Consider the following 25,308-nt stretch of genomic DNA (forward strand, 5'->3'; position numbering starts at 1 on the left):
CGGCAACGATTACGGAGAGTAATTAGTTTCCGAGGTATAGCACACTCTCCGTAGCACGTAAGGACACTAAGGACGTGAGGACGACATGACTTCGCTGGGAACCCTCGGTGTGGCGGTCATCGGCACCGGCCGCATGGGTGCCGACCACGTACGCCGGATCGACGAGGTGATCAGCGGCGCCCGGGTGGCGGCCGTGGTCGACATCGACGCGGCCCGCGCCAAGCACCTCGCCGACGGCATCGAGGGGTGTACCGCCTACACCGACCCGGCCGCCGCCATGGACGACCCCGCCGTGGACGCCCTGCTGATCGCCTCGCCGGGGCCCGCCCACGAGGCGACGCTGCTGGACGCCTTCGCGCGCGATCTGCCGGTACTGTGCGAGAAGCCGCTGACGCCGGACGCGGCCTCCGCGCTGCGCGTGCTGGAGGCCGAGCGGGCGCTGGGGCACCGCCGGGTCCAGGTCGGTTTCATGCGCCGCTACGACGCCGGCTACCGCAGCCTCAAGTCCCTGCTGGACCAGGGCACCTACGGCCGTCCGCTGATGCTCCACAACAAGCACCGCAACGCCGACACCCCGCCCGGCTTCACCAACGCGATGATGATCAACGACTCGGTCGTGCACGAGATCGATGTGACCCGCTGGCTGCTGGACGACGAGATCACCGCCGTACGGGTGCTGCGCCCCACGCCCACCGGGAACGCGCCCGAGGGCCTCGGCGACCCGCAGCTGATCCTCTTCGAGACCGCGGGGGGCCGGGTCGTGGACACCGAGCTGTTCGTCAACTGCGGCTTCGGCTACCAGGTCAGCTGTGAGGCGGTCTGCGAAGGCGGCACCGCACGGATCGGCGACGACCACGGGGTGTTCAGCAACACCGCCGGCCGCTGGGGCGGCGCGATCCCGCCCGGCTTCGTGGAGCGCTTCGAGGAGGCCTACGACCGGCAGGTACAGCGCTGGGTGCACGCCACCCTGCGCGGCGAGGTCGAGGGCCCCAGCTGCTGGGACGGCTACGCCGCGGCCGCGGCGTGCGAGGCGGGCGTGCGCGCCCAGTCCACCGGCGAGCGGGTGGCCGTCGACCTGGTCGAACGGCCCGCCCTGTACCGCTGAGGCCCACCACCTCCGAGCGCCCGCCTCAGCCGACCGGGGCACACCCGCCCCCCCGAGCCACCGCTGCCGCGCCGCCGATCGACCGAAAGGCCCCCGCACCGTGCACCTCGCTCCCGGCGCCGTCCGGCGCCGTCCCACCGCACCGTCCATACGTCCCGCGCCGTCCATACGTCCCGCCGCGGCCGCCGGTCCGGCCGGCCCCGCGCACCGGAGCTGACGATGGCCGCCCCGACCGGTCGGCTCACGCCCGCCGACCCGACCGCCGCCGACCCGACCGCCGCCGCGCGGAGCGCCCGTGGCGCCCGGCGCTTCCTCGTCGCCATCGCCGCCGTCGCCGCCCTGGGCGGTGCCCTGTTCGGCTACGACACCGGAGTGATATCCGGTGCCCTCCCCTTCATGGAGGACCACTTCGGCCTGACCTCCCTGGGGGAAGGCGTCATCACCAGCGCGCTGCTGATCGGCGCGGCCTTCGGTTCGCTGCTGGGCGGGCGGATGTCCGACGCGCTGGGGCGGCGCAACTCCCTGTTGTGGGCAGGTGCGGTGTTCCTCGGCGGCGCCCTGGCCGTCGCGCTCTCGCCGGGTGTCGCGGCCATGACCGTGGCACGGTTCGTGCTCGGTCTCGCGGTCGGCAGCGCCTCGGTGATCACCCCGCTCTATCTCTCCGAGATCGCGCCGCCGCACATCCGCGGCCGGCTGGTGTCCTTCAACTCGCTGATGATCGTCAGTGGTCAGCTGCTGGCGTATCTGATCAATGCGGTGCTGGCGCAGTGGGGGGCCTGGCGCTGGATGCTGGGGCTGGCCGCGCTGCCGGCGGTGGCGCTGTTCGCCGGTCTGTTCTTCCTGCCGGACACCCCGCGCTGGTACATCAGCAAGGGCCGTCGCGACGAGGCGGCGGGGGTACTGGGCCGTACGCTGCCGGCCGGGGACGTGCCCGGCGAGCTGGCCCGTATCGATCGGGCCCGCTCGCTGGAGGACGACGCCCGGCGCGGCGCCTGGCAGCAGTTGCGGACCCCGTGGGTGCGGCGGCTGCTGCTGGTCGGTATCGGGCTGGCGGCGGTGCAGCAGATCACCGGTGTCAACGCGGTGGTGTATTTCGCGCCCAAGATCCTGGCGTCGACGGGGCTGGGGACGGGTGACTCGATCACGGCCACCATCGCGGTGGGGGTCATCTCGGTGGCCGCCACAGCGGTCGGGATGTCGCTGATCGACCGGGTCGGACGGCGGCCGATGCTGCTCGCCGGCCTGGCCGGGATGACCGTCTCGCTCGCCCTGCTCGGTGCCGCCTTCCGGTTGCCGCACTCGACGGCGGTCAGTGCCCTGGTGCTCGGGTTGATGGTGCTCTACATGGCGTTCATGCAGGCCACGTTGAACACCGGGGTCTGGCTGCTGCTCGCGGAGATGTTCCCGCTCCAGGTCCGCGGACTGGCCATGGGCGCGGCGGTGTTCGTGATGTGGCTGGTGAACTTCGGGGTGGCGCTGGCCTTCCCGCTGCTGCTCGACGCGGTGGGCGCCGGTACGACGTTCTGGTGTTTCGGTGTGATGTGTGTGCTGTCCCTGGTGTTCTGCCACCGGCACGCGCCGGAGACGAAGGGCCTGGCACTGGAGGACCTGGAGCACGAACTGCGCAAGGCAGGGCACGCGTCCGGTAATTGACGGTGCGTCATCGCAACCGTACGACGGGTGCCCGGCGTCCTTGCGGGTGGAATCACATCCAACGGGGGAAACGGTGGAAATCGTGAATGTCCCTGCATGCAGTCGCGCCCTCACCCGCCTTGCCGTCCTGACCGCGAGCGCGGGCCTGCTCACCGCCGGCCTGCTGACCGGTCCGGCGTCCGCCGCGGAGCGGACCGCCGAACGGCCCGACACGCTGGCGGCCTGTGCCTACTACAACGGAAGCGCCCTGACCGTCTACGGTCAGCGCGGCGACCGCGTCTCGCAGGTGCAGTGCCTGCTGGCGAACCGCCGCTATCTGCGCTGGGGAGAGGTGACCGGGTACTTCGGTCCCAAGACCCTGGCCGCGGTGAAGAAGTTCCAGTCCCGGCAGCACCTGCCCGCGGGCGGCAAGGTCGACAAGAAGACCTGGCACTCCCTCTACTACGCCTGATCGGCGGCCGGCTGCGCCCGATCGGTGCCCGGCGGGTCCGCAGCTCACAGGTGGCGGGCCGGTTCCCCTGTCCGGGAACCGGCCCGCCACTCGGCCGTTGGGGCCCGCCGCGCCCCGGCCCGTGACACACCGGCCGACGGACCGCCGACCACCCCGCCCCCTCTCCCTCCCCTCACGTCCCGTCCGCGTCACAGCCATCCGGCGCGCGTCACGGCTGTCACCGTTGCGCGCGGCTTCCGTCACAGCCGTTCAACAGCCCCTCCCCGGCGGTTACTCCGTGTCGTTGTCCAGGCACAGGGTGAGTGATCACCAGGCCGTCGCGGCCCCTGCCGGCTCCCCCGGGCCGAGCCTGCGTACGGCGCTCAGGAGGTGGCAGAGATGACCGACCGCAAGCTCTGGTCGTACAAGGAGATCGCCGCGCACATCCAGGTGCAGCCGGACACCGTGCGCTCGTACCGCAAGCACGGGCTGCTGCCCGAACCGGATCTGGTGGAGGGCGGAAAACCGTTCTGGTTCGCCGATACCGTCAGAGCGTGGGTGGCGCGGCGGCCGGGCCAGCGCGGCCGGCGCTGAGCGCCACCGGACCGGTACGGCTGACGTCGGGCGCCGCCCGGCCGGCGCCCCGGGAACGGGTCGCGCGGGGGCTTCAGGTGGCGACGGGCGGTGCCGTCGAGCCTCTGATCTCCAGTGCCGGAGCGACGAGTTGGTGCTGTGCCGGGGCGCGCGGGCGGGCCATGCGGTCCAGGAGGCAGCGTGCCGCGCGCCGGCCGACCTCGTGGCTGGCGTTGTTCACGGAGTTCAGCCAGAGGTGGCGGATGCGGGCGAGGTAGGTGTTGTCGTAGCCGACGAGGGAGAGGTCGGCGGGCACGTCCAGGCCGAGTTCCTGGGCGGCGGACAGCGCGCCGACGCAGGAGATGTCGTTGAACGCGAAGACGGCGGTGGGGCGTTCGGCGCGGGTGCGGCCGGTGGTGCGCGGGGGGCCGAGCAGGCGGACGGCGGCACGGTAGCCGCCCTCCTCGGTGCCGTCGCCGCTCTCCACGACGGCGTCCGCCGTCAGGCCGTGGGAGCGCACGGCGGCCTCGAAGCCGCGCCGGCGCCGCTCGCCGACCGGTCCCTGTCCGGCGAGGTGGGCGATCCGGCGGTGGCCGAGGCCGATGAGGTGTTCGGTGGCGAGCCGGGCGCCGTGCTCGTCGTCGTTGGCGACGAGGTCGGTGTGCGGCAGGCGGGGTTCGTGGTTGCCGGCGATGACGGTCGGCACCCGCTCGGCGGCCTCGGCGAGGCCCGTGGTGTCGGGGAGGGTGCCGACGACGACGAGGCCGTCGACCCGTAGTTCCTGGAAGGTGCGGGCGACGTCGTGGCCGGCGCGGCGGTCCAGCCGTCCGTCGGCCATCAGCATCCGCAGGTCGTGGGCCTGGAGCAGGGAGTTGAGGCCGTCGAGCACCTCGACGAACCAGGGGTTGCGCATGTCGTTGAGCAGGACGCCGACGGTCCGGGTGCGGCGTGCGACGAGGCTGCGGGCCGCGGCGTTGGGGCGGTAGCCGAGTTCGTCGATGGCGGCCTGCACGGCCTGCCGTTTGGCGTCGCTGACGCGCGGTGAACCCTGGAGCACGAGCGAGACGAGTGATTTGGAGACGCCCGCGCGTGCGGCGACGCCGCGGATCGTCGGGGGCCGGTCCGCGGCGGGCCGGGTGCCGGACCGTTCGCCGGACGGCGCCTCGGCGCGCGCATTGGACCGTTCCATGGACGGAAATCCTTCCACCGGTCCGGAAGGGCGTCAATGCGGCGTCGGAAAGTCCCTGCGGAATGGTTGACATGCGGACATCAGGACATGCAGGGTGCCGGGAAAGGGGAGCGTTGGACCGTTCCAATTCGTGGGACCGGTGCGAGGCACCCCTCCCCACCTGCCCCCGCACCTCCCTCCCTCCCTCCCTCCCTCCCTCCCCGGAAAGGATCCGCGGCATGAAGATCGGCCTGATCGGTACCGGGCGCATCGGCGCCTTCCACGCCCAGACCCTCCGCGGCGTGCCGGGCGTGACCGGCCTCGTGGTCGCGGATGTGGACACCGCGCGCGCCGCGTCGCTGGCGGACACCCTCGGCGTCCGTGCCGCGCCCGGCATCGAGGAGATGTACGCCGACGGCCTGGACGGTGTGGTGATCACCGCCGCGACCGGCGCCCACGCCCCGCTGATCCATCAGGCCCTGGACGCCGGGGTGCCGGTGTTCTGCGAGAAGCCGGTGGCGCCGGACGTGCCGGGCACGGTCGGCGTGGTGGAGCGGGCGCGTGCCTGCGGGGTGCCGGTGCAGATCGGCTTCCAGCGCCGCTTCGACGCGGGCTACCGGGCCGCCCGCGCGGCGCTGCGCTCCGGCGAACTGGGCTGGCTGCACACCCTGCGCGCCTGCACCAGTGACCGCACCCCGCCGCCGGCCGCGTACATCCCCACCTCCGGGGGGCTGTTCCGGGACTGCAGCATCCATGACTTCGACATCCTGCGCTGGCTCACCGGCCGGGAGGTGGTCTCGGTCTGCGCCCAGGGCGCGAACCGCGGTGCGTCCTTCTTCGCCGACGGCGACGATGTCGACACCTGCGCGGCGCTGCTGCGCTTCGACGACGACACGCTGGCCACGGTCACCGCGACCCGCTACAACGGCGCGGGCCACGACGTCCGGCTGGAGGTCTGCGGGTCCGAGGGCACCCGCGTCGTGGGCCTGGACGACCGGGCACCGCTGCCGTCCGCCGAGGCGTCGCTGTCGTGGCACCGGGCGGCCGAGCCGTACGCCACGTTCATGGAGCGCTTCCATGACGCCTACGTCGCCGAGCTGGGCGCCTTCACCGAGGTCGCCGCGGGCCGGGCGCCGAGCCCCTGTGCGCCGGCGGAGGCGCTGGAGGCGCTGTATGTGGCGGAGGCGTGCGAGCGCTCGCGGCGTACGGGGACGCCGGTGGCCGTGGCGGAGGTCCGGGCGGGTGCGGGCGGGGCGTCGTCGGGCGGCTGAGGGGGAGGCGTCAGTGCGCGGGCGCGGTGGACGCCCGGCCGCCGCCGCGCTCCTCCCCGTCGCTCTTGCGGGTCCCGCCGCCCTCGCTCTCGCCGCTCTCCTGCGGCGGGGTGCGCAGGGTGCGGCGGCGGGCGGCCCACTGGATCGCGGCGCCCACGGCGGCGACGGCGCAGGAGACGCCGAAGCCGATGCCGGCGGCGTAGAGGGGGCGGCCGGCGGCGGCGCTGCCGAGGTAGCCGAGGCCGACGGAGTAGGTCGCCCAGCTCGCTTCGGCGATGCCGGCGCCGAGGGCGTATTTGCGCAGCGGGTAGCGCAGCACCCCGGAGGCCAGGGCGCCGGCGATCCGGCCGCTGGGCAGGAACCGTACGACGATCACGAAGGGCAGGCCGTAGCGCTGGATCCGGCCGGAGGTCCAGTCCAGCAGGGCGCGGCGGCGGGGGTTGCGGCGCATCCAGGAGCGGACGGGGCCGCCGAAGCGCCGGGCGCCCAGGTACATCAGCAGGTCGCCGAGGAGTGCGCTGCCCGCGACGACGACGAGGACGAGGGGCAGGAACGCCTGGCCGCGGGAGGCGAGCACGCCGGCGGTGACGAGCAGGGCGGAGTTGGGGACCAGTGGCGGCAGGGTGGTGAGCACCAGCAGGCCGTACAGGGCGAGTACGTCCATCCGGCCGCCTCCTCGGATCCGCCCCGAGTCCGTACCTCCCAGGCTGACGCGTGGTGGGGCGCGCGGCAACGCGGTGCGGAACGGCGTGCGGGGCGGCGTGCGGGACGAAGGCTGGAATTGATACCCCCTAGGGGTATAAGGTGCTGAGGGTTGGAGGGTACCGGCAGTCACATGGGCCGCTCGCGCACCATGCAGCGCTCCGGTAGCTGGCACCACCCGCACTTCATCGGCACCACAAGGAGAGTCCCCCATGACCGACAACAGCTCCTGCCAGACCCCGGACGGCGCCGGCCACGCCGGCGGCACCGACGGCCGGTCCGGCGAGGTGACCACCACGTACAAGGTCACCGGCATGACCTGCGGGCACTGTGAGGGCGCCGTCTCGTCCGAGCTGGGCGAGCTGGCCGGGGTCAGCGCGGTGCAGGCGGTCGCCGCCAGCGGCCTGGTGACCGTCACCTCCAAGGCACCCCTGGACGAGGAGGTCGTGCGCGCGGCCGTCGACGAGGCGGGGTACGAGCTGGTGGGGCAGGCGGGCTGACTCCGGGCGCCGCTCCCTCGCGCGGGGCGCGGACCGGCTCGCCACGGGCGGGCGGATCCGCGCCCCGCGCACCACGACTGTCAAGGCGGAGCACAAAAGCGTGCGGCCGGGAAAACGCCCGGGCGCCCGACACCTCGGACGGAACGTCTCGCGCGGCGTTCGCGGGCGCGGAAGCGGTCCCGGACGGGTCTTCGTGGTGGTCGGCGGCCTGCGGCCGGGAAATTTCACCTGGCCCTTACAACTGACACAACACCCATACCCCACGGCCCCGATCTCCAGATCGGGGCTCTTGACCGCATTCGCCCGCATATGGCAAGAGACCCAGATCACACTCATGGGAACGTAACCATTGAGGGGGGTCGTGAGTCTAACCGGGCAGTGCAGGCACCCCGGCGGGGCTTGCACTGCACCAGCCGTGCAGATCTTGGGGGATCGCGCCCGGCTACGCGTGGCCGGGGCGACGCGCCCGGGGAGCTTTGAGCGGCCCTCCCGAATGTGCGCGTCCCGGCAGATCGCGGTGCTACCCGAACGCCCGGACGGATCCCGTGGGGGGAATCCAACCGGGACAAGGGAAGCGCCCCGCGCTCTGGACCCGTGGGGGGATCCGGAGGCGGGGCGCTTCTTCTTTCTCAGACCGCGGCGGCCCGGCGGCGCCGGGCGGCCGTCAGCGCTCCTCGACCGGCACGAAGTCGCGCTCGACGACACCGGTGTAGATCTGCCGCGGGCGGCCGATGCGGGAGCCGGGCTCCTTGATCATCTCGTGCCACTGGGCGATCCAGCCGGGCAGCCGGCCGAGCGCGAAGAGCACGGTGAACATCTCGGTCGGGAAGCCCATGGCCCGGTAGATCAGGCCGGTGTAGAAGTCGACGTTCGGGTAGAGCTTGCGCTCGACGAAGTAGTCGTCGGACAGCGCGTGCTCCTCCAGCTTGAGGGCGATGTCCAGCAGCTCGTCGGACTTGCCGAGCGCGGACAGGACGTCGTGCGCCGCCGCCTTGATGATCTTCGCGCGGGGGTCGAAGTTCTTGTAGACGCGGTGCCCGAAGCCCATGAGCTTCACGCCGTCTTCCTTGTTCTTCACCTTGCGGATGAAGGAGTCGACGTCGCCGCCGTCGCGCTGGATGCCTTCCAGCATCTCCAGCACCGACTGGTTGGCACCGCCGTGCAGGGGGCCCCACAGGGCGTTGATGCCGGCCGAGATCGAGGCGAAGAGGTTCGCCTGCGAGGAGCCGACCAGCCGCACGGTGGAGGTGGAGCAGTTCTGCTCGTGGTCGGCGTGCAGGATCAGCAGCTTGTCGAGGGCGCTGACCACGACGGGGTCGAGGTCGTAGTCCGCGGCGGGCACCGAGAAGGTCATGCGCAGGAAGTTCTCGACGTACCCGAGGTCGTTGCTCGGGTAGACGACCGGGTGGCCGACCGACTTCTTGAACGCGTAGGCCGCGATCGTCGGGAGCTTGGCCAGCAGCCGGATCGTGGAGATGTGGCGCTGCTGCTCGTCGAACGGGTTGTGGCTGTCCTGGTAGAACGTCGACAGCGCGCTGACGACGGAGGACAGCATCGCCATCGGGTGGGCGTCCCGGGGGAAGCCGTCGTAGAAGCGCTTGACGTCCTCGTGCAGCAGGGTGTGGTAGGTGATGTCCTGCTTGAAGTTCGCCAGCTCATCGACGGTGGGCAGCTCGCCGTTGATGAGGAGGTACGCGGTCTCGACGAACGTGCTGCGCTCTGCGAGCTGCTCGATCGGGTAGCCGCGGTATCGGAGAATCCCGTTCTCACCGTCGAGATAGGTGATCGCGGATTTATACGCCGCGGTGTTGCCGTAACCGGAATCCAGGGTCACCAGACCGGTCTGGGCGCGCAGCTTCGAGACATCGAAGCCCTTGTCGCCAACGGTGCTGTCGACGACCGGGTAGCTGTATTCGCCGTCCCCGTAACGCAGTACTACAGAGTTGTCGCTCACGTCATCCCTCACCGACGTTGTGCCTCTTCTTCGAGGTGCCCTGACTGCCTATACCTTCCCCCATTTGAGACGTGGATGTGCACTCGGGGTCGGCCATAGGGCCTGGAAGCGGCACTCAGTGCCGCCTGAGTGCCCATCCTGCCCCCCTTCGCCCCGTATGGGAAAGAGGGAGGAGCCCTCACATCGCACCGGCGAGCCGGTGATCGAGCGCCGTGCACCGCCGACCGGCGGATACGGTGCGGACGGCCTGTCCGAGGGCCTTTCGGGAGCCGACCAGCACCACGAGGCGCTTTGCCCGGGTCACGGCGGTATACAGCAGATTGCGCTGCAGCATCATCCAGGCACTGGTGGTGACCGGAATCACCACCGCTGGATATTCACTACCCTGCGAACGATGGATCGTCACGGCATAGGCGTGGGCGAGTTCGTCGAGTTCGTCGAAGTCGTAGGGCACCTCCTCGTCCTCGTCGGTGCGGACGGTCAGCCGCTGCTCGTCCGCGTCCAGGGCGGTGACCACGCCGACCGTGCCGTTGAAGACGCCGTTGCGGCCCTTTTCGTAGTTGTTCCTGACCTGGGTGACCTTGTCGCCGACGCGGAACACCCGGCCGCCGAAGCGGCGCTCGGGAAGATCCGGGCGGCCGGGGGTGACGGCCTGCTGGAGCAGGCCGTTCAGGGCGCCGGCACCGGCGGGGCCACGGTGCATCGGGGTGAGCACCTGGACGTCGCGGCGCGGGTCGAGGCCGAACTTCGCCGGGATCCGGCGGGCCACGACGTCCACGGTCAGCCGGCCGGCCTCCTCGGCGTCCTCCTCGGCGAACAGGAAGAAGTCGGCCAGGCCGTGCGTCAGGGGCGGCACGCCGGAGTTGATGCGGTGGGCGTTGGTGACCACCCCGGACTGCTGGGCCTGGCGGAAGATCCTGGTCAGCCGCACGGCCGGCACCGGTCCGCCCGTCACCCGGCCCCCGCCCCCGTCCGGCGCTCCCCCGGAGTCCGCCGGGCCGGACGCCCCGCGCGCGGCCCCCGCCCCGGCGAGCAGATCGCGCAGCACCTCGCCGGCGCCCACCGACGGCAGCTGGTCGACATCGCCCACCAGCAGCAGATGGGCGCCCGGCGGCACCGCCTTGACGAGCTTGTTGGCGAGCAGCAGGTCCAGCATGGAAGCCTCGTCGACGACCACCAGATCGGCGTCCAGCGGGCGGTCCGCGTCATAGGCGGCGTCCCCGCCGGGCTTCAGCTCCAGGAGGCGGTGGACCGTGGAGGCCTCCGCCCCGGTCAGCTCCGCGAGCCGCTTGGCGGCGCGGCCGGTGGGCGCCGCCAGCACCACCTTGGCCTTCTTGGCGCGGGCCAGTTCGACGACGGAGCGGACCGTGAAGGACTTGCCGCAGCCGGGGCCGCCGGTGAGCACCGCGACCTTCTCGGTCAGCGCGAGGCGCACCGCCTGCTGCTGCTCGGGCGCCAGCTCGGCGCCCGTGCGCCGCGCCAGCCAGGCCAGCGCCTTGTCCCAGACCACGTCACGGAACGCCGGCATCCGGTCCTCGTCGGTGCGCAGCAGCCGGGTCAGCCGGCCGGCCAGGGAGGTCTCGGCGCGGTGGAAGGGCACCAGGTAGACGGCGGTGACCGGCGCGCCGTCCGCGCTTCCGGGTACCTTCTCGCGGACCACGCCCTCGGGGTCCGCAGCCAGTTCGCCCAGGCAGTCGATGACCAGGCCGGTGTCCACGCCGAGCAACTTCACCGCGTCGGCGATCAGTTGTTCCTCGGGCAGGAAGCAGTGGCCCTGGTCGGTGGACTGCGACAGCGCGTACTGCAGGCCCGCCTTGACGCGGTCGGGGCTGTCGTGCGGGATGCCCACGGACTGCGCGATGCGGTCGGCGGTCAGGAAGCCGATGCCCCAGACGTCGGCGGCCAGGCGGTAGGGCTCGCCCCGGACGACGGAGATCGAGGCGTCACCGTACTTCTTGTAGATGCGCACGGCGATGGAGGTGGACACCCCGACGCCCTGGAGGAAGATCATGACCTCCTTGATGGCCTTCTGTTCCTCCCACGCCGCGCCGATCAGCTTCGTCCGCTTGGGGCCGAGGCCGGGCACCTCGACCAGGCGCGCGGGCTCGGTCTCGATGACGTCGAGGGTGTCGGTGCCGAAGTGCTCGACGATGCGGTCCGCGAGGCGCGGGCCGATGCCCTTGATCAGGCCGGAGCCCAGATAGCGGCGGATGCCCTGGATCGTGGCGGGCAGGACGGTGGTGTAGTTCTCGACCGTGAACTGCTTGCCGTACTGGGGGTGGGAGCCCCAGCGGCCCTCCATCCGCAGCGACTCGCCCGGCTGCGCGCCCAGCAGCGCGCCGACGACGGTCAGCAGGTCGCCCGCGCCGCGGCCGGTGTCGACCCGCGCGACGGTGTAGCCGCTCTCCTCGTTGGCGTAGGTGATCCGCTCCAGGACCCCTTCGACGACGGCTGCGTTGACCATGGACCGACGGTACCGCCGGGGTCCGACAGTGCGCCGCCGGCCGGGCTGCCGGGCTCTCCATCGAGCTGCCGGGCTTTCCATCGAGGGGCCCGTCCGATGGTCGGGCCCCTCGATTCCCCCTCCACGCCGGTCCCGGATCCCCCCGGATCCCTCCCCTTTCGGAACCGGCGTCAGCTTTGACTTCTGTGAACGGTCAACGGTTGTGCGGCGTGGCGGGGTTATTTCCCTCCCGCCCGGGGTGGGCGGCTCATCCGACGTGGCGGCGGAAGCGGTCGACGATCTCCGCCAGCACCTCCGCGCCGTCCCGGGCCCACAGCGCCGGCTGGAAGATCTCCACCTCGACCGGGCCGCGGTAGCCGGCCGCCTCCACCCGGCGCCGGAACCACCGCAGGTCCACCACGCCGTCCCCGAGCTGCCCCCGCCCCAGCAGGACACCGGCCGGCAGCGGGGTGACCCAGTCGGCGAGCTGGAAGGCGGCGATCCGCGACGCCGCGCCGCCGGTGGTGCCCGCGCGGTCGATCTGCGCGCCGACCGTGTCGTCCCACCACAGGTGGTAGGTGTCGATGACCACCCCCACCCGGTCGGCGGGGAAGCGTTCGGCGAGGTCGAGTGCCTGGGTGAGGGTCGAGACCACGCACCGGTCCGCCGCGTACATCGGGTGCAGCGGTTCGAGCGCCAGGCGTACGCCGCGCTGCGCCGCGTACGGCCCCAACTCGCCCAGGGCGTCCGCGATCCGCTCCCGGGCGCCGGCCAGGTCCCGGCTGCCGGCCGGCAGCCCGCCGGAGACCAGTACGAGGGTGTCCGTCCCGAGGACGGCGGCCTCGTCGACGGCCGCACGGTTGTCGTCCAGGGCGGCGGCCCGCGCGGCCGGGTCCGGCGCCGTGAGGAATCCGCCCCGGCACAGGCTGGTGACGCGCAGCCCGGCGTCCCGTACGAGCCGGGCGGCGGCCGCCGGCCCGTACTCCCGGACGGGCTCCCGCCACAGGCCCACGCCCCGTACGCCGGCCCGGGCGCAGCCGTCGGCCAGTTCGGGCAGCGACCACTGCCGGACGGTCTGCTGGTTGAGGCTGAGCCGGTCCAGGAGCGCGGCGGGGGTGTCGCTCATGCGTCCTGCCCCCCGTGGACGGCGAGCAAGGCCCGCATCCGGGCGGCGGCGCGTTCCGGGTCCGGGAACAGGCCCAGCGCGTCGGCGAGTTGGTGGGCGCGCCGCAGGTGCGGCAGCGAGCGGGCCGACTGGAGCCCGCCGACCATGGTGAAGTGCGACTGGTGGCCCGCCAGCCAGGCGAGCAGGACGATGCCGGTCTTGTAGTGGCGGGTGGGTTCCCCGAAGAGGTGCCGGGCGAGCGCGACGGTCGGGTCCAGGGCGGCCCGGAACGCGGCCGCTCCCGCGGGGCCCGGGGCGTCGAGGTGGCGCAGGGCGTCGGCGGCGCGCCGGGCGAGCGGGTCGAAGATGCCCAGCAGGGCGTCGCTGTGGCCGTGTGCGTCGCCCGCGATCAGCTCGGGGTAGTGGAAGTCGTCGCCGGTGTAGCAGCGCACGCCCGGGGGCAGCATGCGGCGCAGCCGTACTTCCCGGCCGGCGTCCAGGAGGGAGACCTTCACGCCGTCGACGCGGTCCGGGTGGTCGGCGACGATCCGCAGGAGCGTCGCGGCGGCCGCGTCGAGGTCGGTGTGGCCCCAGTAGCCGGTCAGCGCCGGGTCGAAGACGGGGCCGAGCCAGTGCAGGATCGCGGGCCGGGCCGACTGGCGCAGGAGGTGGCCGTAGAGCTCCTGGTAGTCGTCGGGGCCGGTGGCGGCCGCGGCGAGCTGCCGGGACGCCATCAGGACGGGACGGGCGCCGGCGTCCTCGACGACGGCGAGCTGTTCCTCGTAGGCGGCCCGCACCCGGTCCAGGGACGCTCCGTGGGCGGGCAGTTGGTCGGTTCCGGCGCCGCACGCCAGGAGTGCGCCGGCCGCCCGGGCCTCGGCGCCGGTGCGGCGGATCAGTTCGGCGGCGGCGGTCCAGTCCAGGCCCGTGCCGCGCTGGGCGGTGTCCATCGCCTCGGCCACGCCCAGGCCCTGGGACCACAGGTGGTGGCGGAAGGCGAGGGTGGCGTCCCAGTCGAGGGCGGCCGGGCCGTCCGGGGTGGTGTCGGCGTCCGGGTCGGCCACCACGTGGGCGGCGGCGAAGACCGTACGGGAGCGTGGCGGGTGTGCGGCACCGGGTACGGCGCCCGGCCCGGAGGAGGCGGGATTCCGCGGGGTGTTCACGGGGTGGCCTCCGGCGCGGTCAGGTCCGGTACCGGCAGGCGGCGTCCCTGTGCCGAGGAGCGCAGCGCGAGCGTGGCGAGCTGGACGCCGCGGGCGCCGGCCGCCAGGTCCCAGCGCCAGGGTTCGTCGCGGACGACGTGCCGCAGGAACAGCTCCCACTGCGTCTTGAAGGCGTTGTCGAAGCTGTCGTTGTCGGGGACCTCCTGCCACTGGTCGCGGAACGTCCCGGAGGCCGGCAGGTCGGGGTTCCAGACCGGCCGCGGGGTGCCGGCGCGGTGCTGCACCCGGCAGTGGCGCAGCCCGGCGACGGCCGACCCCTCGGTGCCGTCCACCTGGAACTCCACCAGTTCGTCGCGGTGCACCCGCACCGCCCAGGAGGAGTTGATCTGCGCGACGATGCCGCCGGCCAGTTCGAAGATGCCGTAGGCGGCGTCGTCGGCGGTGGCCTCGTACGGGGTGCCCGACTCGTCCCAGCGGCGCGGGATGTGGGTGGTGACGTGCGCCTGGACGCTGCGGACCGGTCCGAACAGCTCGTGCAGGACGTACTCCCAGTGCGGGAACATGTCGGCCGCGATGCCGCCGCCGTCCTCGGCGCGGTAGTTCCAGGAGGGGCGCTGGGCCGGCTGCCAGTCGCCTTCGAAGACCCAGTAGCCGAACTCGCCGCGCACGGACAGGATGCGGCCGAAGAATCCGCCCTCGACGAGGCGGCGGAGCTTGCGCAGGCCGGGCAGGAAGAGCTTGTCCTGGACGACGCCGTTCTTGACGCCGGCCTCCCGGGCCAGCCGGGCCAGTGCGAGGGCGCCGGTGAGGCTGCTCGCGGTGGGCTTCTCGACGTACAGGTGCTTGCCGGCGGCGATCGCCTTCCTGACCGCTTCCTCGCGGGCGGCGGTGGTCTGGGCGTCGAAGTAGACGTCGATGCCGTCGTCGCCCAGTACGGCGTCGAGGTCGCAGCTCCAGTGGGGCAGGTCGTGGCGGGTGGCCAGCGCCCGGAGCTTGGGCGCGGAGCGGCCGACCAGGACCGGCTCCGGGAGGATCACCGTCCCGTCCGGCAGTGCGAGGCCGCCCTGGTCGCGCAGGGCCAGGAGGGAGCGCACCAGGTGCTGGCGGTATCCCATGCGCCCGGTCACGCCGTTCATGGCGATGCGTACGGTCGTGGGTGTCACGGTCGGGCCCCTCTCGCTCGCCGCAGGCAGGCGTCCCCGGACCAGTAAGCGCCTCCCCGCGCCGGGGCGCCAGCATGCGGGGCGGGATCGCGGGGGCGGGCGGGGGCATGCCGGAGCGCTGCGGGGGTGTGCAGATCGACGTCGGGGACTTACCCTTGACTCAGTCAACGTTGAGGGGGTCGACGATGACCGCATCCGCCGGGCACCCCGGACCGCCGGGCGACACCGCGCCCGACCCCGCGGCCGACGTCCGCGAGCTGCGCCGGTTCAACCGCTTCTACGTCAACCTGATCGGCGCCTTCGACTACGGGCGCCAGCTGTACACCCCGTTCACCCTCACCGAGGCGCGGATCATCTACGAGGTCGCCCACCACCAGCAGGTGGACGCCGCGGACCTGCGGGTGTCGCTGTCGCTGGACGCGGGCTATCTCAGCAGGCTGCTCGGCAAGTTCGAGGACCGGAAGCTGATCTCCCGCGGCCGCTCCGAGCGGGATCCCCGCAGGCAGTGCATCATGCTGACGCCCGCCGGCTGGGAGGCCGCCGGGCTGCTGGAGGAGCGCTCCCAGGAGGCCGCGGGCGCGCTGCTGACGGATCTGGACACGGCGGACCGGGCCCGTCTGGTGGACTCGATGCGAACCATCCACGCCCTGCTCGGCACGGACCCGCAGGAGCCGCCGGGAGCCCGTCCACCCGAGGCCGTGCTGCGCCGCCCCTACCCCGGGGACCTGGGCTGGATGGTGGAGCGCAACGCCGCCGTCTACGCGGCCGAGTACGGCTTCGATCTGGGCTACGAGGCGCTGGTGGCCCGGATCGTGGCGGAGTACGCCGAGGCCTTCGACCCGCGGTGGGACCGCACCTGGATAGCGGAGCTGGGCGGGGAGCGGGCGGGCGCCGTGATGTGCGTACGGGACGGCAGGCCGGGCGTCGCCAGGCTGCGGCTGCTGCTGGTGGAGCCCGGCGCCCGCGGGCACGGCGTGGGCCGTCAACTCGTCGGCGCCTGCGTGGAGTTCGCCCGGGAGGCCGGCTACGGCGAGCTGGCGCTGTGGACCAACTCCCTGCTCGACGCGGCCCGCGGCCTGTATCTGCGCGCCGGCTTCGAGCTGGTCGCCGAGTCGGCGCACCACAGCTTCGGCCGGGACCTGGTCGGACAGGACTGGCGACTGACGCTCTGACCACAGGGCGAGGGGCGTGTCCGCGCACCCACGGGCGGGGCGGGGCCGCGGACACCAGGCCCCGGGCGTCCCGCCGTCCGGGGCCGGATGCCGCCGCGGACGACTCACCCGGCCCAAAGCGGGCACGGACCGGGGAACACGGGGAAGGACGGGGAGAACACCCGCAACCAGGAGGAGCGCAGGCATGGTCCACACGGGCGCCACGAACGGTACGACCACTACGGGCGGCACGGGCGGCACGAACGGCTCCACCCCGGCGATGCGCTTCGCGTTCTCGACCCTCGGGGTGCCGGGGATGCCGGTGCCGGAGGTGATCGGGCTGGCGGCCGCCGCCGGGTATCAGGGGGTGGAGCTGCGGGCCCATCCGGAGGAGCCGGTACATCCGCTGCTCGGGACGCGGGAGCGCGCCGAGGTGCGCGGCCGGTTCGCCGATGCCGGCGTCGAGATCCTGGCGGTGGCCGGATACGCCGGGGTCGCCGCCGCCCGGGACGCGGCGGGCGAGAAGGAACTGGCGCAGGAGCTGAACGAGCTGGTGTTGCTGGCGGCCGATCTGGGGGCGCCCTACGTCCGGGTCTTCCCCGGCGGCGGGGACCGCCCGGCGGACGCGGCGGACGCGGACGCCGCCCGCCGGCTCGCCGCGGTGGCCCCGCTCGCCGCCGAGCGGGGCGTCCGGGTCCTGCTGGAGACCCATGACTCCCACCGCACGGGCGCGGACGCCGCGCGGGTGCTGGGCCCCGTGGGACACCGCCAGATCGGCGCGGTCTGGGACGTGCTGCACAGCTGGCTCGGCGGTGAGGAGCCCGTCGACACCCATGCCGCGCTCGCCCCGCATCTGGGCTATGTGCAGGTCAAGGACGTCGCCTCGGCCGAGGACCGCACCCCGCTCCCGCTCGGCGCCGGCGCCCTGCCGCTGGCGGCCGTGCTGAACACCCTCACCCGGGATCCCGAGGACGCCCACGGCCCGGTGCCGGCCGCCGAGGGCGGCTTCGAGCAGGGGCCGGGCGGCTGGCTCTGCTGGGAGTACGAGAAGCGCTGGTTCCCGCGGGCGGCGGACCTCCCCGGCCTGCTGGCCCCGGGCCGCGCCCACCTCCAGCGGCTGCTGTCCGGGGCCGCCGCGGGCTCCTGACCCGCCCGGCCGCAGGGGGGCACCCCGGGCCCCTCCGCTCCCCCGCGCCTCTGAGGCCCCATCACACATCCCCGGCCGCCCCGCAATCCCTGGACGCCACCGCGGAAGGAGTCATTGACCGACAATAGTTTTCCGGCTATCCGTGTCTCCTTGGAAGTTTCCTTCACAGAGCCGAGGAAGCCCTCCGGAAGGAGCGCAGATGCACTCCAGACGTACCGTCCTGACCACCGCGGCGGCGGCCGCCGCCGCGTGGCCGACGGGGGCCGCCGCCCCCGCGCACACCGCGGCGGCCGCCCCCCTCGGGCACCGTCCCCCCTCCCCCGCCACCCGGGCCCGGCTGCGCCGCCTGATCTCCCGCATGACTCCGGAGGAAAAGGTCGGCCAGCTCTTCGTCATGCGGGTCTACGGGCACTCCGCCACCGACCCGGACCCGGCCGATGTCGCCGCGAACCAGAAGGAGATCGGCGTCGCCAACGCCGCGGAGCTGATCGCCAAGTACCACGTCGGCGGCATCATCTACTTCGGCTGGGCGCACAACACCCGCGAGCCGCATCAGATCGCCGACCTCTCCAACGGCATCCAGAAGGCCGCCGCCGCCCAGCGCGTGCCCGTGCCGGTGCTGATCTCCACCGACCAGGAACACGGCATAGTGGCCCGCGTCGGCGCGCCCGCCACCCTGTTCCCCGGGGCGATGGCGCTGGGCGCGGGCGGCTCCCGCGAGGACGCCGGCACGGCGGCCGCCCTCGCCGGCCAGGAGCTGCTCGCCATGGGCATCCGGCAGGACTACGCGCCGGACGCCGATGTCAACGTCAACCCCGCCAACCCCGTCATCGGGGTGCGGTCCTTCGGGGCGGACCCGCAAGCGGTGGCCCGGATGGTCGCCGCCGAGGTGAAGGGCTACCAGGGCGCCGGGATCGCGTCCTGCGCCAAGCACTTCCCCGGGCACGGCGACACCGACACCGACAGCCATGTCGGACTGCCGTACATCCACCACACGGCCGAGGAGTGGGAGCGCCTGGACGCGCCGCCGTTCAAGGCCGCGATCGCCGCCGGCATCGACTCGATCATGACGGCGCACATCGTCGTGCCCGCCTTCGACCGGAGCGAGGACCCGGCCACCCTCTCCCGGCCGATCCTCACCGGCATCCTGCGCGAACGCCTCGGCTACGACGGCGTGGTGGTGACCGACTCCCTGGGCATGGAGGGCGTACGGGTGAAGTACGGCGACGCCCGGGTGCCGGTGCTCGCCCTCAAGGCGGGCGTCGACCAGCTGCTGAACCCGCCGGACCTGTCGCTCGCCCGTGCCGCCGTGCTCCGGGCGCTCGCGGACGGCGAGCTGGCCGAGCGGGACATCGACGCGAAGCTGATGCGCATCCTGCTGCTCAAGGACCGGCGAGGGCTCTTCGCGCACCCCTACACCACCCACCGGGCGGTGGACCGGGTCGTCGGCATCCGCAGCCATCTCGCCGCCGCGGACCGGATCGCGGACCGCACCACCACCCTGCTGCGCAACGACGCCGGGATCCTGCCGCTGTCCCGGCGGCGGGAGCGCCGGGTGCTGGTGGCGGGCTTCGACGCGGCCTCGCCGACCGGCACCGGCGGCCCGCCCACCGCGGTCCTGGCCAGGGCGTTCACCGAGTTGGGGTTCACCGCCACCGCGCTGTCCACGGGCCTGTCGCCGGACCGCCGCACGATCGACGAGGCGGTGGCGGCGCTCGCCGCCCGGGACGCGGTGGTGGTGGCCACCTACAACGTGACCGCGGACTCCTCGCAGCGGCAGCTGGTCGCCGCGCTGCTGGCCACGGGCAAGCCGGTGGTGCAGCTGGCGGTCCGCAATCCGTATGACATCGCCCAGCTGCCCGGGGTGAAGGCGGCGCTGGCGAGCTACTCCTGGACGGATGTGGAGCTGCGGGCGGCGGCCCGGGTGATCGCCGGGCGGCGGCACCCGGCGGGCAGGCTGCCCGTCGCGATAATGCGCGCCGACGCCCCGACCACGGCGCTCTACCGGATCGGGCACGGCCTGTCGTACTGAGGCACGCCGGCGGGCACGGACGCGGCGTGCCCTCCCGTCCCCGGGGAGGGCACGCCGTGTCCGCCGGCGGTGGCCGGCGCCTCGCGGCCCGGCTGCCCCGCGGTCCTACGGGCGCAGCAGCGGCATCCGCCGGATCTCCTGCTTGTCCAGCTGCTTGTTGTACGGCGCCAGCGGCGTGGCCGTGCCGCCCGGGGCCTGGACACCGGCCCAGTCGAGAAGCTCGGCGGTGGCCTTGGTGCGGTCGGCGTCCGCCAGCTTGGCGATGTTCGAGCCGTGGTTGCCGCCGGGCACGGTGAAGACGTACGAGTCGCGGGCACCCCTGCCCAGCTCGAAGTGCTCCGAACTCCACGGGTCGAACTGCCCGTTGACGAACATCATCCGGTGCGCGTGGTGGCGCACCCAGTGGTCGACGTCGGGCATCGCACGCTTGTCGAAGCGCATCGGGATGTCCTTGGGCACGAACGACCGCGAGTTGTTGATGCCGGGGTACTTCAGCAGGCCGGCGAGGTTCGGGTAGGCGTAGCCGGGCTCACCCAGCTGGGTGCCTGCCTGGTAGTAGTACGGCGTGTACGGCTCCATGCCCTGGTCGGTGTAGCTGTCGAAGCCGCCGACCTTGTCCATCCACGCCCACAGCCCGTCGGTGGAGACGGACGGCTTGGGGACCTCGGCGCAGGCGGTCTCGGCCGGCTGGTACTGCCAGAAGCCGAAGACCAGGTCCGTGACCATGACCTCGTAGGCCCGGTCGGCACCGCCGACGGTCTCGAAGGTCTGCTTCTCCTTGTCGGCCCAGGTCTGGAAGCGGCCGACCATCTCCTTGCGGCGCACCAGGGCCTCACGCTCGATGGCGGCGAGGTCGGCGCGGCACTGCGCGGTCCCGACGGTCTTGAAGAACCGGTCGTAGGCGGAGTCCTCGTCGTTGCGTACGTCGTTGGGCGCGACGTAGGCGACGGTGCCGTTCATGTCGTGCGGGAAGAAGCGGCGGTAGTAGGTGGCGGTCATGCCGCCCTTGCTGCCGCCGGTGTCGATCCAGTTCTTGCGGTAGATGCGGTGCAGGGCCTGGAAGATGCGGTGCTGGTCATCGGCGGCCTGCCGGATGTTCAGCTTCTTCCAGTCCGTGGGAGCGGGCCGCGACGGGGTGAAGTAGCGGTACTCCAGGGAGACTTGATTGCCGTCGATGATCTTGGTGGGTTCGCTGCGGGACGGCGTGGTGCTGACGTTGTAGCCGGAGGTGAAGAACACCGTCGGGCGGTCGACCGACTTGTGCAGCAGGGTCAGTCGCTGCTGGAACGTCCCCTTCGACGGATGCCGGTGGTCAATCGGCTGGGTGTAGTTCAGGACGAAGTAGCGGTAGCCGTCGACCGGCTTCTCTTCGATGAGGCTCATGCCCGGGATCGCCAGGATCCGGGCCTTGATGTCCTCGGTCTTCGTCGGCTCGGCGGCGGTGGCCGCTCCTGCCGACACGCTGCCGGCGCCCGCCGTGCCTATGAGCACGGCGAGTGACAGCAGCCATCTGGTGGCCTTGCGCATGCACCCTCCCCTTGGGATAGCAAAGGTCGGGCTGAACCTATCGGCGCGGTGCGGGTGCCACCAGCCCTCGGCGCCAACCGGTGGATCTTCCGAATGGCCGCAGGGTCGGGCGGCGCGGGGGCCGGGAGCGAGGGGGCGGGCCCGAAGTAGTCCGGGGCCCCCGGACCGGCGGCCCCCGGACGCTCAGCCTCCGGATCCCGGGCCCCGGGGAGGGGGCGTCACGCCGCGAGTTCCTCCTCCTCGCCGCTGAAGGTGCGCCACAGCTCCGCGTAGCGGCCGTCGTGGGCCAGCAGCTGGGCGTGGGTGCCGTCCTCCGCTATCCGGCCGCGGTCGAGCACCACCACGCGGTCCGCGCGGGCCGCGGTGGTCAGGCGGTGGGCGACGATCAGCGTGGTGCGCCGGCGGGGCGCCGGGCCCGCATCCGCGCGGGCGGGGTCGAGCGTGCGCAGCCGGTCGGTGGCCTGGTTGACGACCGCTTCGGTGGCGAGGTCCAGCGCGGCGGTGGCCTCGTCGAGCAACAGCACGTCCGGGTCGACGAGTTCGGCGCGGGCCAGTGCCAGCAGCTGGCGCTGGCCGGCGGAGAGGTTGCGGCCGCGCTCGGCGACCTCGTGGAGGTAGCCGCCGTCGAGGGTGGCGATCATGTCGTGGGCGCCGACGGCCCGGGCGGCGGCCTCCACCTCGGCGTCGGTGGCGTCGGGGCGGCCGTAGGCGATGGCGTCACGGACGGTGCCGGCGAAGAGGTAGGACTCCTGGGGGACCACGCCCAGCCGGCGGCGGTAGCCCGTCAGATCCAGCTCCCGCAGGTCCGTGCCGTCGATCCGGACGGCTCCCCCTGACGGGTCGTAGAACCGCGCGACCAGCTTGACCAGCGTGGACTTGCCGGCACCGGTCTCGCCGACGAAGGCGACGGTCTGGCCGGCCGGGATGGTGAGGTCGACGCCGGCCAGCGCGGGTGCGTCCCCGCCGCCGTAGTGGAAGTGAACGTCGTCGAAGGTGATGTCGCCGCGCAGTGCGGGCACCTCGCGGGGCCGCTCGGCGACGGGGGTGGTGGTCGGCTCGCGCAGCAGCTCCTGGATGCGGCCGAGCGAGACCGAGGCCTGCTGGTAGCCGTCGAAGACCTGGGAGAGCTGCTGGACGGGGGCGAAGAACAGGTCGATGTAGAGGAGGTAGGCGACCAGCGCACCGGCCGTCAGGGTGTGCGAGCCGACCCGGTCGGCGCCGACGATCAGCACCAGGGCGGCCGCCACGGACGACAGCAGCTGGACGAACGGGAAGTAGAGCGAGATCAGGAACTGGCCGCGGACCCGGGCCCGGCGGTAGGCGTCGCTGCGGGCCGCGAACCGCTCCCGGCCGCTGTGCTCGCGCCGGAAGGCCTGGACGATCCGCAGTCCGGCGACGCTCTCCTGGAGGTCGCCGTTGACGACGCTGATCCGCTCGCGGGCCAGCTCGTAGGCCTTCACGCTCTGCTTGCGGAAGAAGTACGTGCCGATGATCAGCGGCGGGAGGGTGGCGAAGACGACCAGGGCCAGCTGGACGTCGATGGCGAACAGTGCGACGAGGATGCCGAAGAAGGTGAGCACCGAGACCAGGGCGGTGACCAGGCCGGTCTGCAGGAAGGTCGACAGGGCGTCGACGTCGGTGGTCATCCTGGTCATGATCTTGCCGGTCAGCTCGCGCTCGTAGTAGTCGAGCCCGAGGCGCTGGAGCTGCGCGAAGATCTTGAGGCGGAGGGAGTAGAGGACCCGTTCGCCGGTGCGTCCGGTCATGCGGTTGCCGCCGATCTGCGCCGCCCACTGGGCGAGGACCACGAGCAGGGCGACGGCGGCGGCCGTCCAGACGCCGATCAGCGCACCGCGCCGCACGCCCTCGTCGATGCCCTGCCGGATCAGCACGGGCAGCAGCAGCCCGGCGACCGCGTCCACGGCGACCAGCGCCAGCGCGAACCCCAGCGGCCGGCCGAAGCCGTGCAGCAGCCGGCGCAGGCCGTAGGAGCGCTCGGGGCGCAGGGCCCGGTCCTCGTCGATCTCGGGGGTGTCGGTGGCCGGCGGCAGGGCCGCGACCTGGGCGAGCAGCTCGGGCGTCGCGGTCTGCCCGGCCATGGCCCCGGCGGCGCCGGGCCCGGCGCCGGCCGCCGCGCGAGCCGCCGGCCCGGCCGCGCCCGCCTCGGCCTCCTGCTCGCGGCGGACCCACAGTTCGGGGGTGATCGTGCCGGCGGCGGTCTGCTTCTCGCCAAGCCCGGCGTCCGGCCCGGGCCGCTCCCCCGGCCCGTCCGCGGCGCACTCGGCCGACTCGGCCAGTTCGGCGAACTCGGCGTCGAGGGCGGCCGCCGCTTCGCCCGCCGGGTCCGGCGCGGCCTCGCCCAGCTCGTCCGGGTCGGTCAGCAGCCTGCGGTAGAGGGCGCAGCGGCTCTCCAGCTCCTCCTGGGTGCCGATGTCGACCAGCCGTCCGCCGTCGAGGACGGCCACCCGGTCGGCGAGCGCCAGGGTGGAGGCGCGGTGGGCGATCAGCAGGGTCGTACGGCCCGCCATGACGCCGCGCAGCGCCTCGTGGATCTCGTGCTCGACCCGGGCGTCCACCGCCGAGGTGGCGTCGTCCAGGACCAGCAGCCGGGGGTCGGTGAGGATGGCGCGGGCCAGGGCGACGCGCTGGCGCTGGCCGCCGGACAGGGTCAGGCCCTGCTCGCCGACCTCGGTGTCGTAGCCGTCGGGAAGGGCGGAGATGAAGCCGTCGGCCCGGGCGGCGCGGGCCGCCTCGCGCACCTGGGCGTCGGTGGCTCCGGGGTGGCCGTAGGCGATGTTGTCGCGCACGGAGTCGGAGAACAGGAAGCTGGTCTCGGGGACCAGCCCGATGGCGGCGCGCAGCGACTCCAGGGTCAGCTCGCGCACATCGTGGCCGCCGATCAGGACGCGGCCCGCGGTGACGTCGTAGAAGCGGGGCAGCAGCAGCGAGACGGTGGACTTGCCGCTGCCGGACGTGCCGACCACGGCAACGGTCTCGCCGGCCTCGATGCGCAGCGAGAACCCGTCGAGGACAGGGCGGAGCGGGCCGGCGGCGGGGGCGGCGGCCGTGGTGTCCCCGTCGGGTTCGTGGTGCGGCGGCGCGTAGGCGAAGGTGACGTCCTCGAAGGCGACGGTCGCGGCGGCGTCGGCGGGCAGCGGGTGGGCGTCCGCCCGCTCCCGGAGGGCCGGCTCGGTGTCGATCAGCTCGTAGACCCGCTCCACGCCGGCCCGCGCCTGCTGGCCGACGGTCAGCATCATCGCCAGCATCCGGACGGGTCCGACCAGCTGCGCGAGGTAGGTGGAGAACGCGACGAAGGTGCCGAGGGTGACCTGGCCCTGGGTGGCCATCCAGCCGCCGAGGGCCAGCATCGCGACCTGGCCGAGGGCGGGGACGGCCTGCAGCGCGGGGGTGTAGACGGCGTTGAACCGCACCGTGCGCAGCCGTCCGGCGAACAGCCGGCGGCTGACCTCGCGCAGCTTCCCGGTCTCCTGCTCCTCCTGCCCGAAGCCCTTGACGACCCGGACGCCGGAGACCGCGCCGTCCACGACTCCGGCCACGGCGGCCGCCTGCCCCTGGGCGTACCAGGTGGCGGGGAACAGCCGGGCGCGGCTGCGCCGGGCGATGAACCACAGGGCGGGGGCGACGGCCAGCGCGACGACGGTGAGCAGCGGCGACAGCGCGGTCATGACGACCAGCGAGATCACGAACAGCAGGACGTTCCCGATCATCATCGGGATCATGAACAGCAGGCTCTGGATGAGCTGGAGGTCGCTGGTGGCGCGGCCGACGACCTGGCCGGTGCTCAGCTCGTCCTGCCGCCGGCCGTCCAGCCGGGCGATCGCGGCGAACATCCGGGTGCGCAGGTCGTGCTGGGCGTCCAGGGCGAGGCGGCCGCCGTAGAAGCGGCGTATGTAGGTGAGGACGTAGACCACGACGGCGGCGGCGACCAGCACGCCGGCCCAGGGGCCGAGGGGGCGGGCGTGCCGGATGATGACGTCGTCGATGATCAGCTTCGGGACGAGCGGGACCAGGGCCAGCACCGCCATGCCGGCCAGCGAGGAGCCCAGCGCGAGCAGCACGTCCTTCTTGTACTGCCAGCAGTCGCGGACCAGCCGCCGCGCCCAGCCCACTCGTTGCCTGTCCGTCCCCGCCACCCGGTGCCTCCCGCTCCTCGACACGTACCGCAAGGCACCAACACCGCCGGGGGCGGATTTCATCCCG

General features: G+C 73.1%; 18 protein-coding genes. 9 read left to right on the forward strand and 9 right to left on the reverse strand.

Annotated features, from left to right (window positions below; translation table 11 throughout):
* The first annotated feature begins 85 nt into the window (after positions 1–85).
* The 4 genes from ACQP17_RS12735 (at position 86) to ACQP17_RS12750 (ending at position 3,782) form a co-directional block, all read left to right on the forward strand.
* A complete protein-coding gene (locus tag ACQP17_RS12735) occupies positions 86–1,105 on the forward strand; it encodes a Gfo/Idh/MocA family protein (protein ID WP_433856375.1) in 1,020 nt (339 codons plus the stop codon).
* 219 nt (positions 1,106–1,324) lie between these two features.
* Positions 1,325–2,758: a sugar porter family MFS transporter gene (locus ACQP17_RS12740; RefSeq protein ID WP_433856376.1), complete on the forward strand. Its 1,434-nt coding sequence runs from the start codon at positions 1,325–1,327 to the stop codon at positions 2,756–2,758.
* Between the two features lie 82 nt (positions 2,759–2,840).
* Positions 2,841–3,209 carry a peptidoglycan-binding domain-containing protein gene (locus ACQP17_RS12745; RefSeq protein WP_433856377.1) on the forward strand — a complete coding sequence of 123 codons (369 nt, stop codon included), beginning with the start codon at positions 2,841–2,843 and terminating at the stop codon, positions 3,207–3,209.
* Positions 3,210–3,587: 378 nt separating this feature from the next.
* The gene (locus ACQP17_RS12750) at positions 3,588–3,782 is read left to right on the forward strand and encodes a helix-turn-helix transcriptional regulator (protein WP_189099287.1); all 195 of its coding nucleotides are present in this window, start codon (positions 3,588–3,590) and stop codon (positions 3,780–3,782) included.
* A gap of 73 nt (positions 3,783–3,855) precedes the next feature.
* Here ACQP17_RS12750 and ACQP17_RS12755 read toward each other — a convergent pair whose 3' ends face one another.
* A complete protein-coding gene (locus tag ACQP17_RS12755) occupies positions 3,856–4,950 on the reverse strand; it encodes a LacI family DNA-binding transcriptional regulator (protein ID WP_433856378.1) in 1,095 nt (364 codons plus the stop codon).
* A 218-nt stretch (positions 4,951–5,168) separates the two neighbouring features.
* Here ACQP17_RS12755 and ACQP17_RS12760 point away from each other — a divergent pair, with 218 nt between their 5' ends.
* Positions 5,169–6,200, forward strand: coding sequence for a Gfo/Idh/MocA family protein (locus tag ACQP17_RS12760; RefSeq protein ID WP_433856379.1), 1,032 nt, complete (start codon positions 5,169–5,171; stop codon positions 6,198–6,200).
* Between the two features lie 10 nt (positions 6,201–6,210).
* On the opposite strand, the gene ACQP17_RS12765 is transcribed toward ACQP17_RS12760, so the two are convergent.
* Complete coding sequence (locus ACQP17_RS12765; RefSeq protein ID WP_433856380.1) at positions 6,211–6,864, reverse strand: DedA family protein; 654 nt, start codon at positions 6,862–6,864, stop codon at positions 6,211–6,213.
* A 250-nt stretch (positions 6,865–7,114) separates the two neighbouring features.
* Here ACQP17_RS12765 and ACQP17_RS12770 point away from each other — a divergent pair, with 250 nt between their 5' ends.
* Positions 7,115–7,402 carry a heavy-metal-associated domain-containing protein gene (locus ACQP17_RS12770; RefSeq protein WP_433856381.1) on the forward strand — a complete coding sequence of 96 codons (288 nt, stop codon included), beginning with the start codon at positions 7,115–7,117 and terminating at the stop codon, positions 7,400–7,402.
* A 664-nt stretch (positions 7,403–8,066) separates the two neighbouring features.
* Here the strand turns inward: ACQP17_RS12770 and ACQP17_RS12775 are convergent.
* The 5 genes from ACQP17_RS12775 to ACQP17_RS12795 form a co-directional block, all read right to left on the reverse strand.
* Positions 8,067–9,356, reverse strand: coding sequence for a citrate synthase (locus ACQP17_RS12775; RefSeq protein WP_229700012.1), 1,290 nt, complete (start codon positions 9,354–9,356; stop codon positions 8,067–8,069).
* A gap of 178 nt (positions 9,357–9,534) precedes the next feature.
* Complete coding sequence (recD2, locus tag ACQP17_RS12780; RefSeq protein ID WP_433856382.1) at positions 9,535–11,820, reverse strand: SF1B family DNA helicase RecD2; 2,286 nt, start codon at positions 11,818–11,820, stop codon at positions 9,535–9,537.
* A 247-nt stretch (positions 11,821–12,067) separates the two neighbouring features.
* Positions 12,068–12,925 (reverse strand): sugar phosphate isomerase/epimerase family protein, encoded by an 858-nt coding sequence (locus tag ACQP17_RS12785; protein WP_433856383.1) that lies wholly within the window; start codon positions 12,923–12,925, stop codon positions 12,068–12,070.
* Positions 12,922–14,067, reverse strand: coding sequence for a dihydrodipicolinate synthase family protein (locus ACQP17_RS12790; RefSeq protein ID WP_433856384.1), 1,146 nt, complete (start codon positions 14,065–14,067; stop codon positions 12,922–12,924). The genes ACQP17_RS12785 and ACQP17_RS12790 overlap by 4 nt, the downstream gene beginning before the upstream one ends.
* Positions 14,064–15,230: a Gfo/Idh/MocA family protein gene (locus ACQP17_RS12795; RefSeq protein ID WP_433856385.1), complete on the reverse strand. Its 1,167-nt coding sequence runs from the start codon at positions 15,228–15,230 to the stop codon at positions 14,064–14,066. Before ACQP17_RS12795 ends, ACQP17_RS12790 begins: the two co-directional genes overlap by 4 nt.
* 185 nt (positions 15,231–15,415) lie before the next feature.
* Between ACQP17_RS12795 and ACQP17_RS12800 the strand changes: the two genes are divergently transcribed.
* From ACQP17_RS12800 to ACQP17_RS12810, 3 genes are all read left to right on the forward strand, one after another.
* Complete coding sequence (locus ACQP17_RS12800; RefSeq protein WP_433856386.1) at positions 15,416–16,402, forward strand: bifunctional helix-turn-helix transcriptional regulator/GNAT family N-acetyltransferase; 987 nt, start codon at positions 15,416–15,418, stop codon at positions 16,400–16,402.
* A gap of 259 nt (positions 16,403–16,661) precedes the next feature.
* On the forward strand, positions 16,662–17,528 hold the full coding sequence (locus tag ACQP17_RS12805) for a sugar phosphate isomerase/epimerase family protein (protein WP_433859898.1): 867 nt from the start codon (positions 16,662–16,664) through the stop codon (positions 17,526–17,528).
* Positions 17,529–17,727: 199 nt separating this feature from the next.
* Complete coding sequence (locus tag ACQP17_RS12810) at positions 17,728–19,560, forward strand: glycoside hydrolase family 3 protein (RefSeq protein WP_433856387.1); 1,833 nt, start codon at positions 17,728–17,730, stop codon at positions 19,558–19,560.
* Positions 19,561–19,665: 105 nt separating this feature from the next.
* Here ACQP17_RS12810 and ACQP17_RS12815 read toward each other — a convergent pair whose 3' ends face one another.
* Both ACQP17_RS12815 and ACQP17_RS12820 read right to left on the reverse strand, forming a co-directional pair.
* Positions 19,666–21,087: a S28 family serine protease gene (locus ACQP17_RS12815; RefSeq protein ID WP_433856388.1), complete on the reverse strand. Its 1,422-nt coding sequence runs from the start codon at positions 21,085–21,087 to the stop codon at positions 19,666–19,668.
* Positions 21,088–21,305: 218 nt separating this feature from the next.
* Positions 21,306–25,241, reverse strand: coding sequence for an ABC transporter ATP-binding protein (locus ACQP17_RS12820; RefSeq protein WP_433856389.1), 3,936 nt, complete (start codon positions 25,239–25,241; stop codon positions 21,306–21,308).
* Between the last annotated feature and the right edge of the window lie 67 nt (positions 25,242–25,308).

The organism is Streptomyces kronopolitis, assembly GCF_050953795.1.
In the GTDB taxonomy this organism is placed as follows: Bacteria; Actinomycetota; Actinomycetes; order Streptomycetales; family Streptomycetaceae; genus Streptomyces; species Streptomyces kronopolitis_A.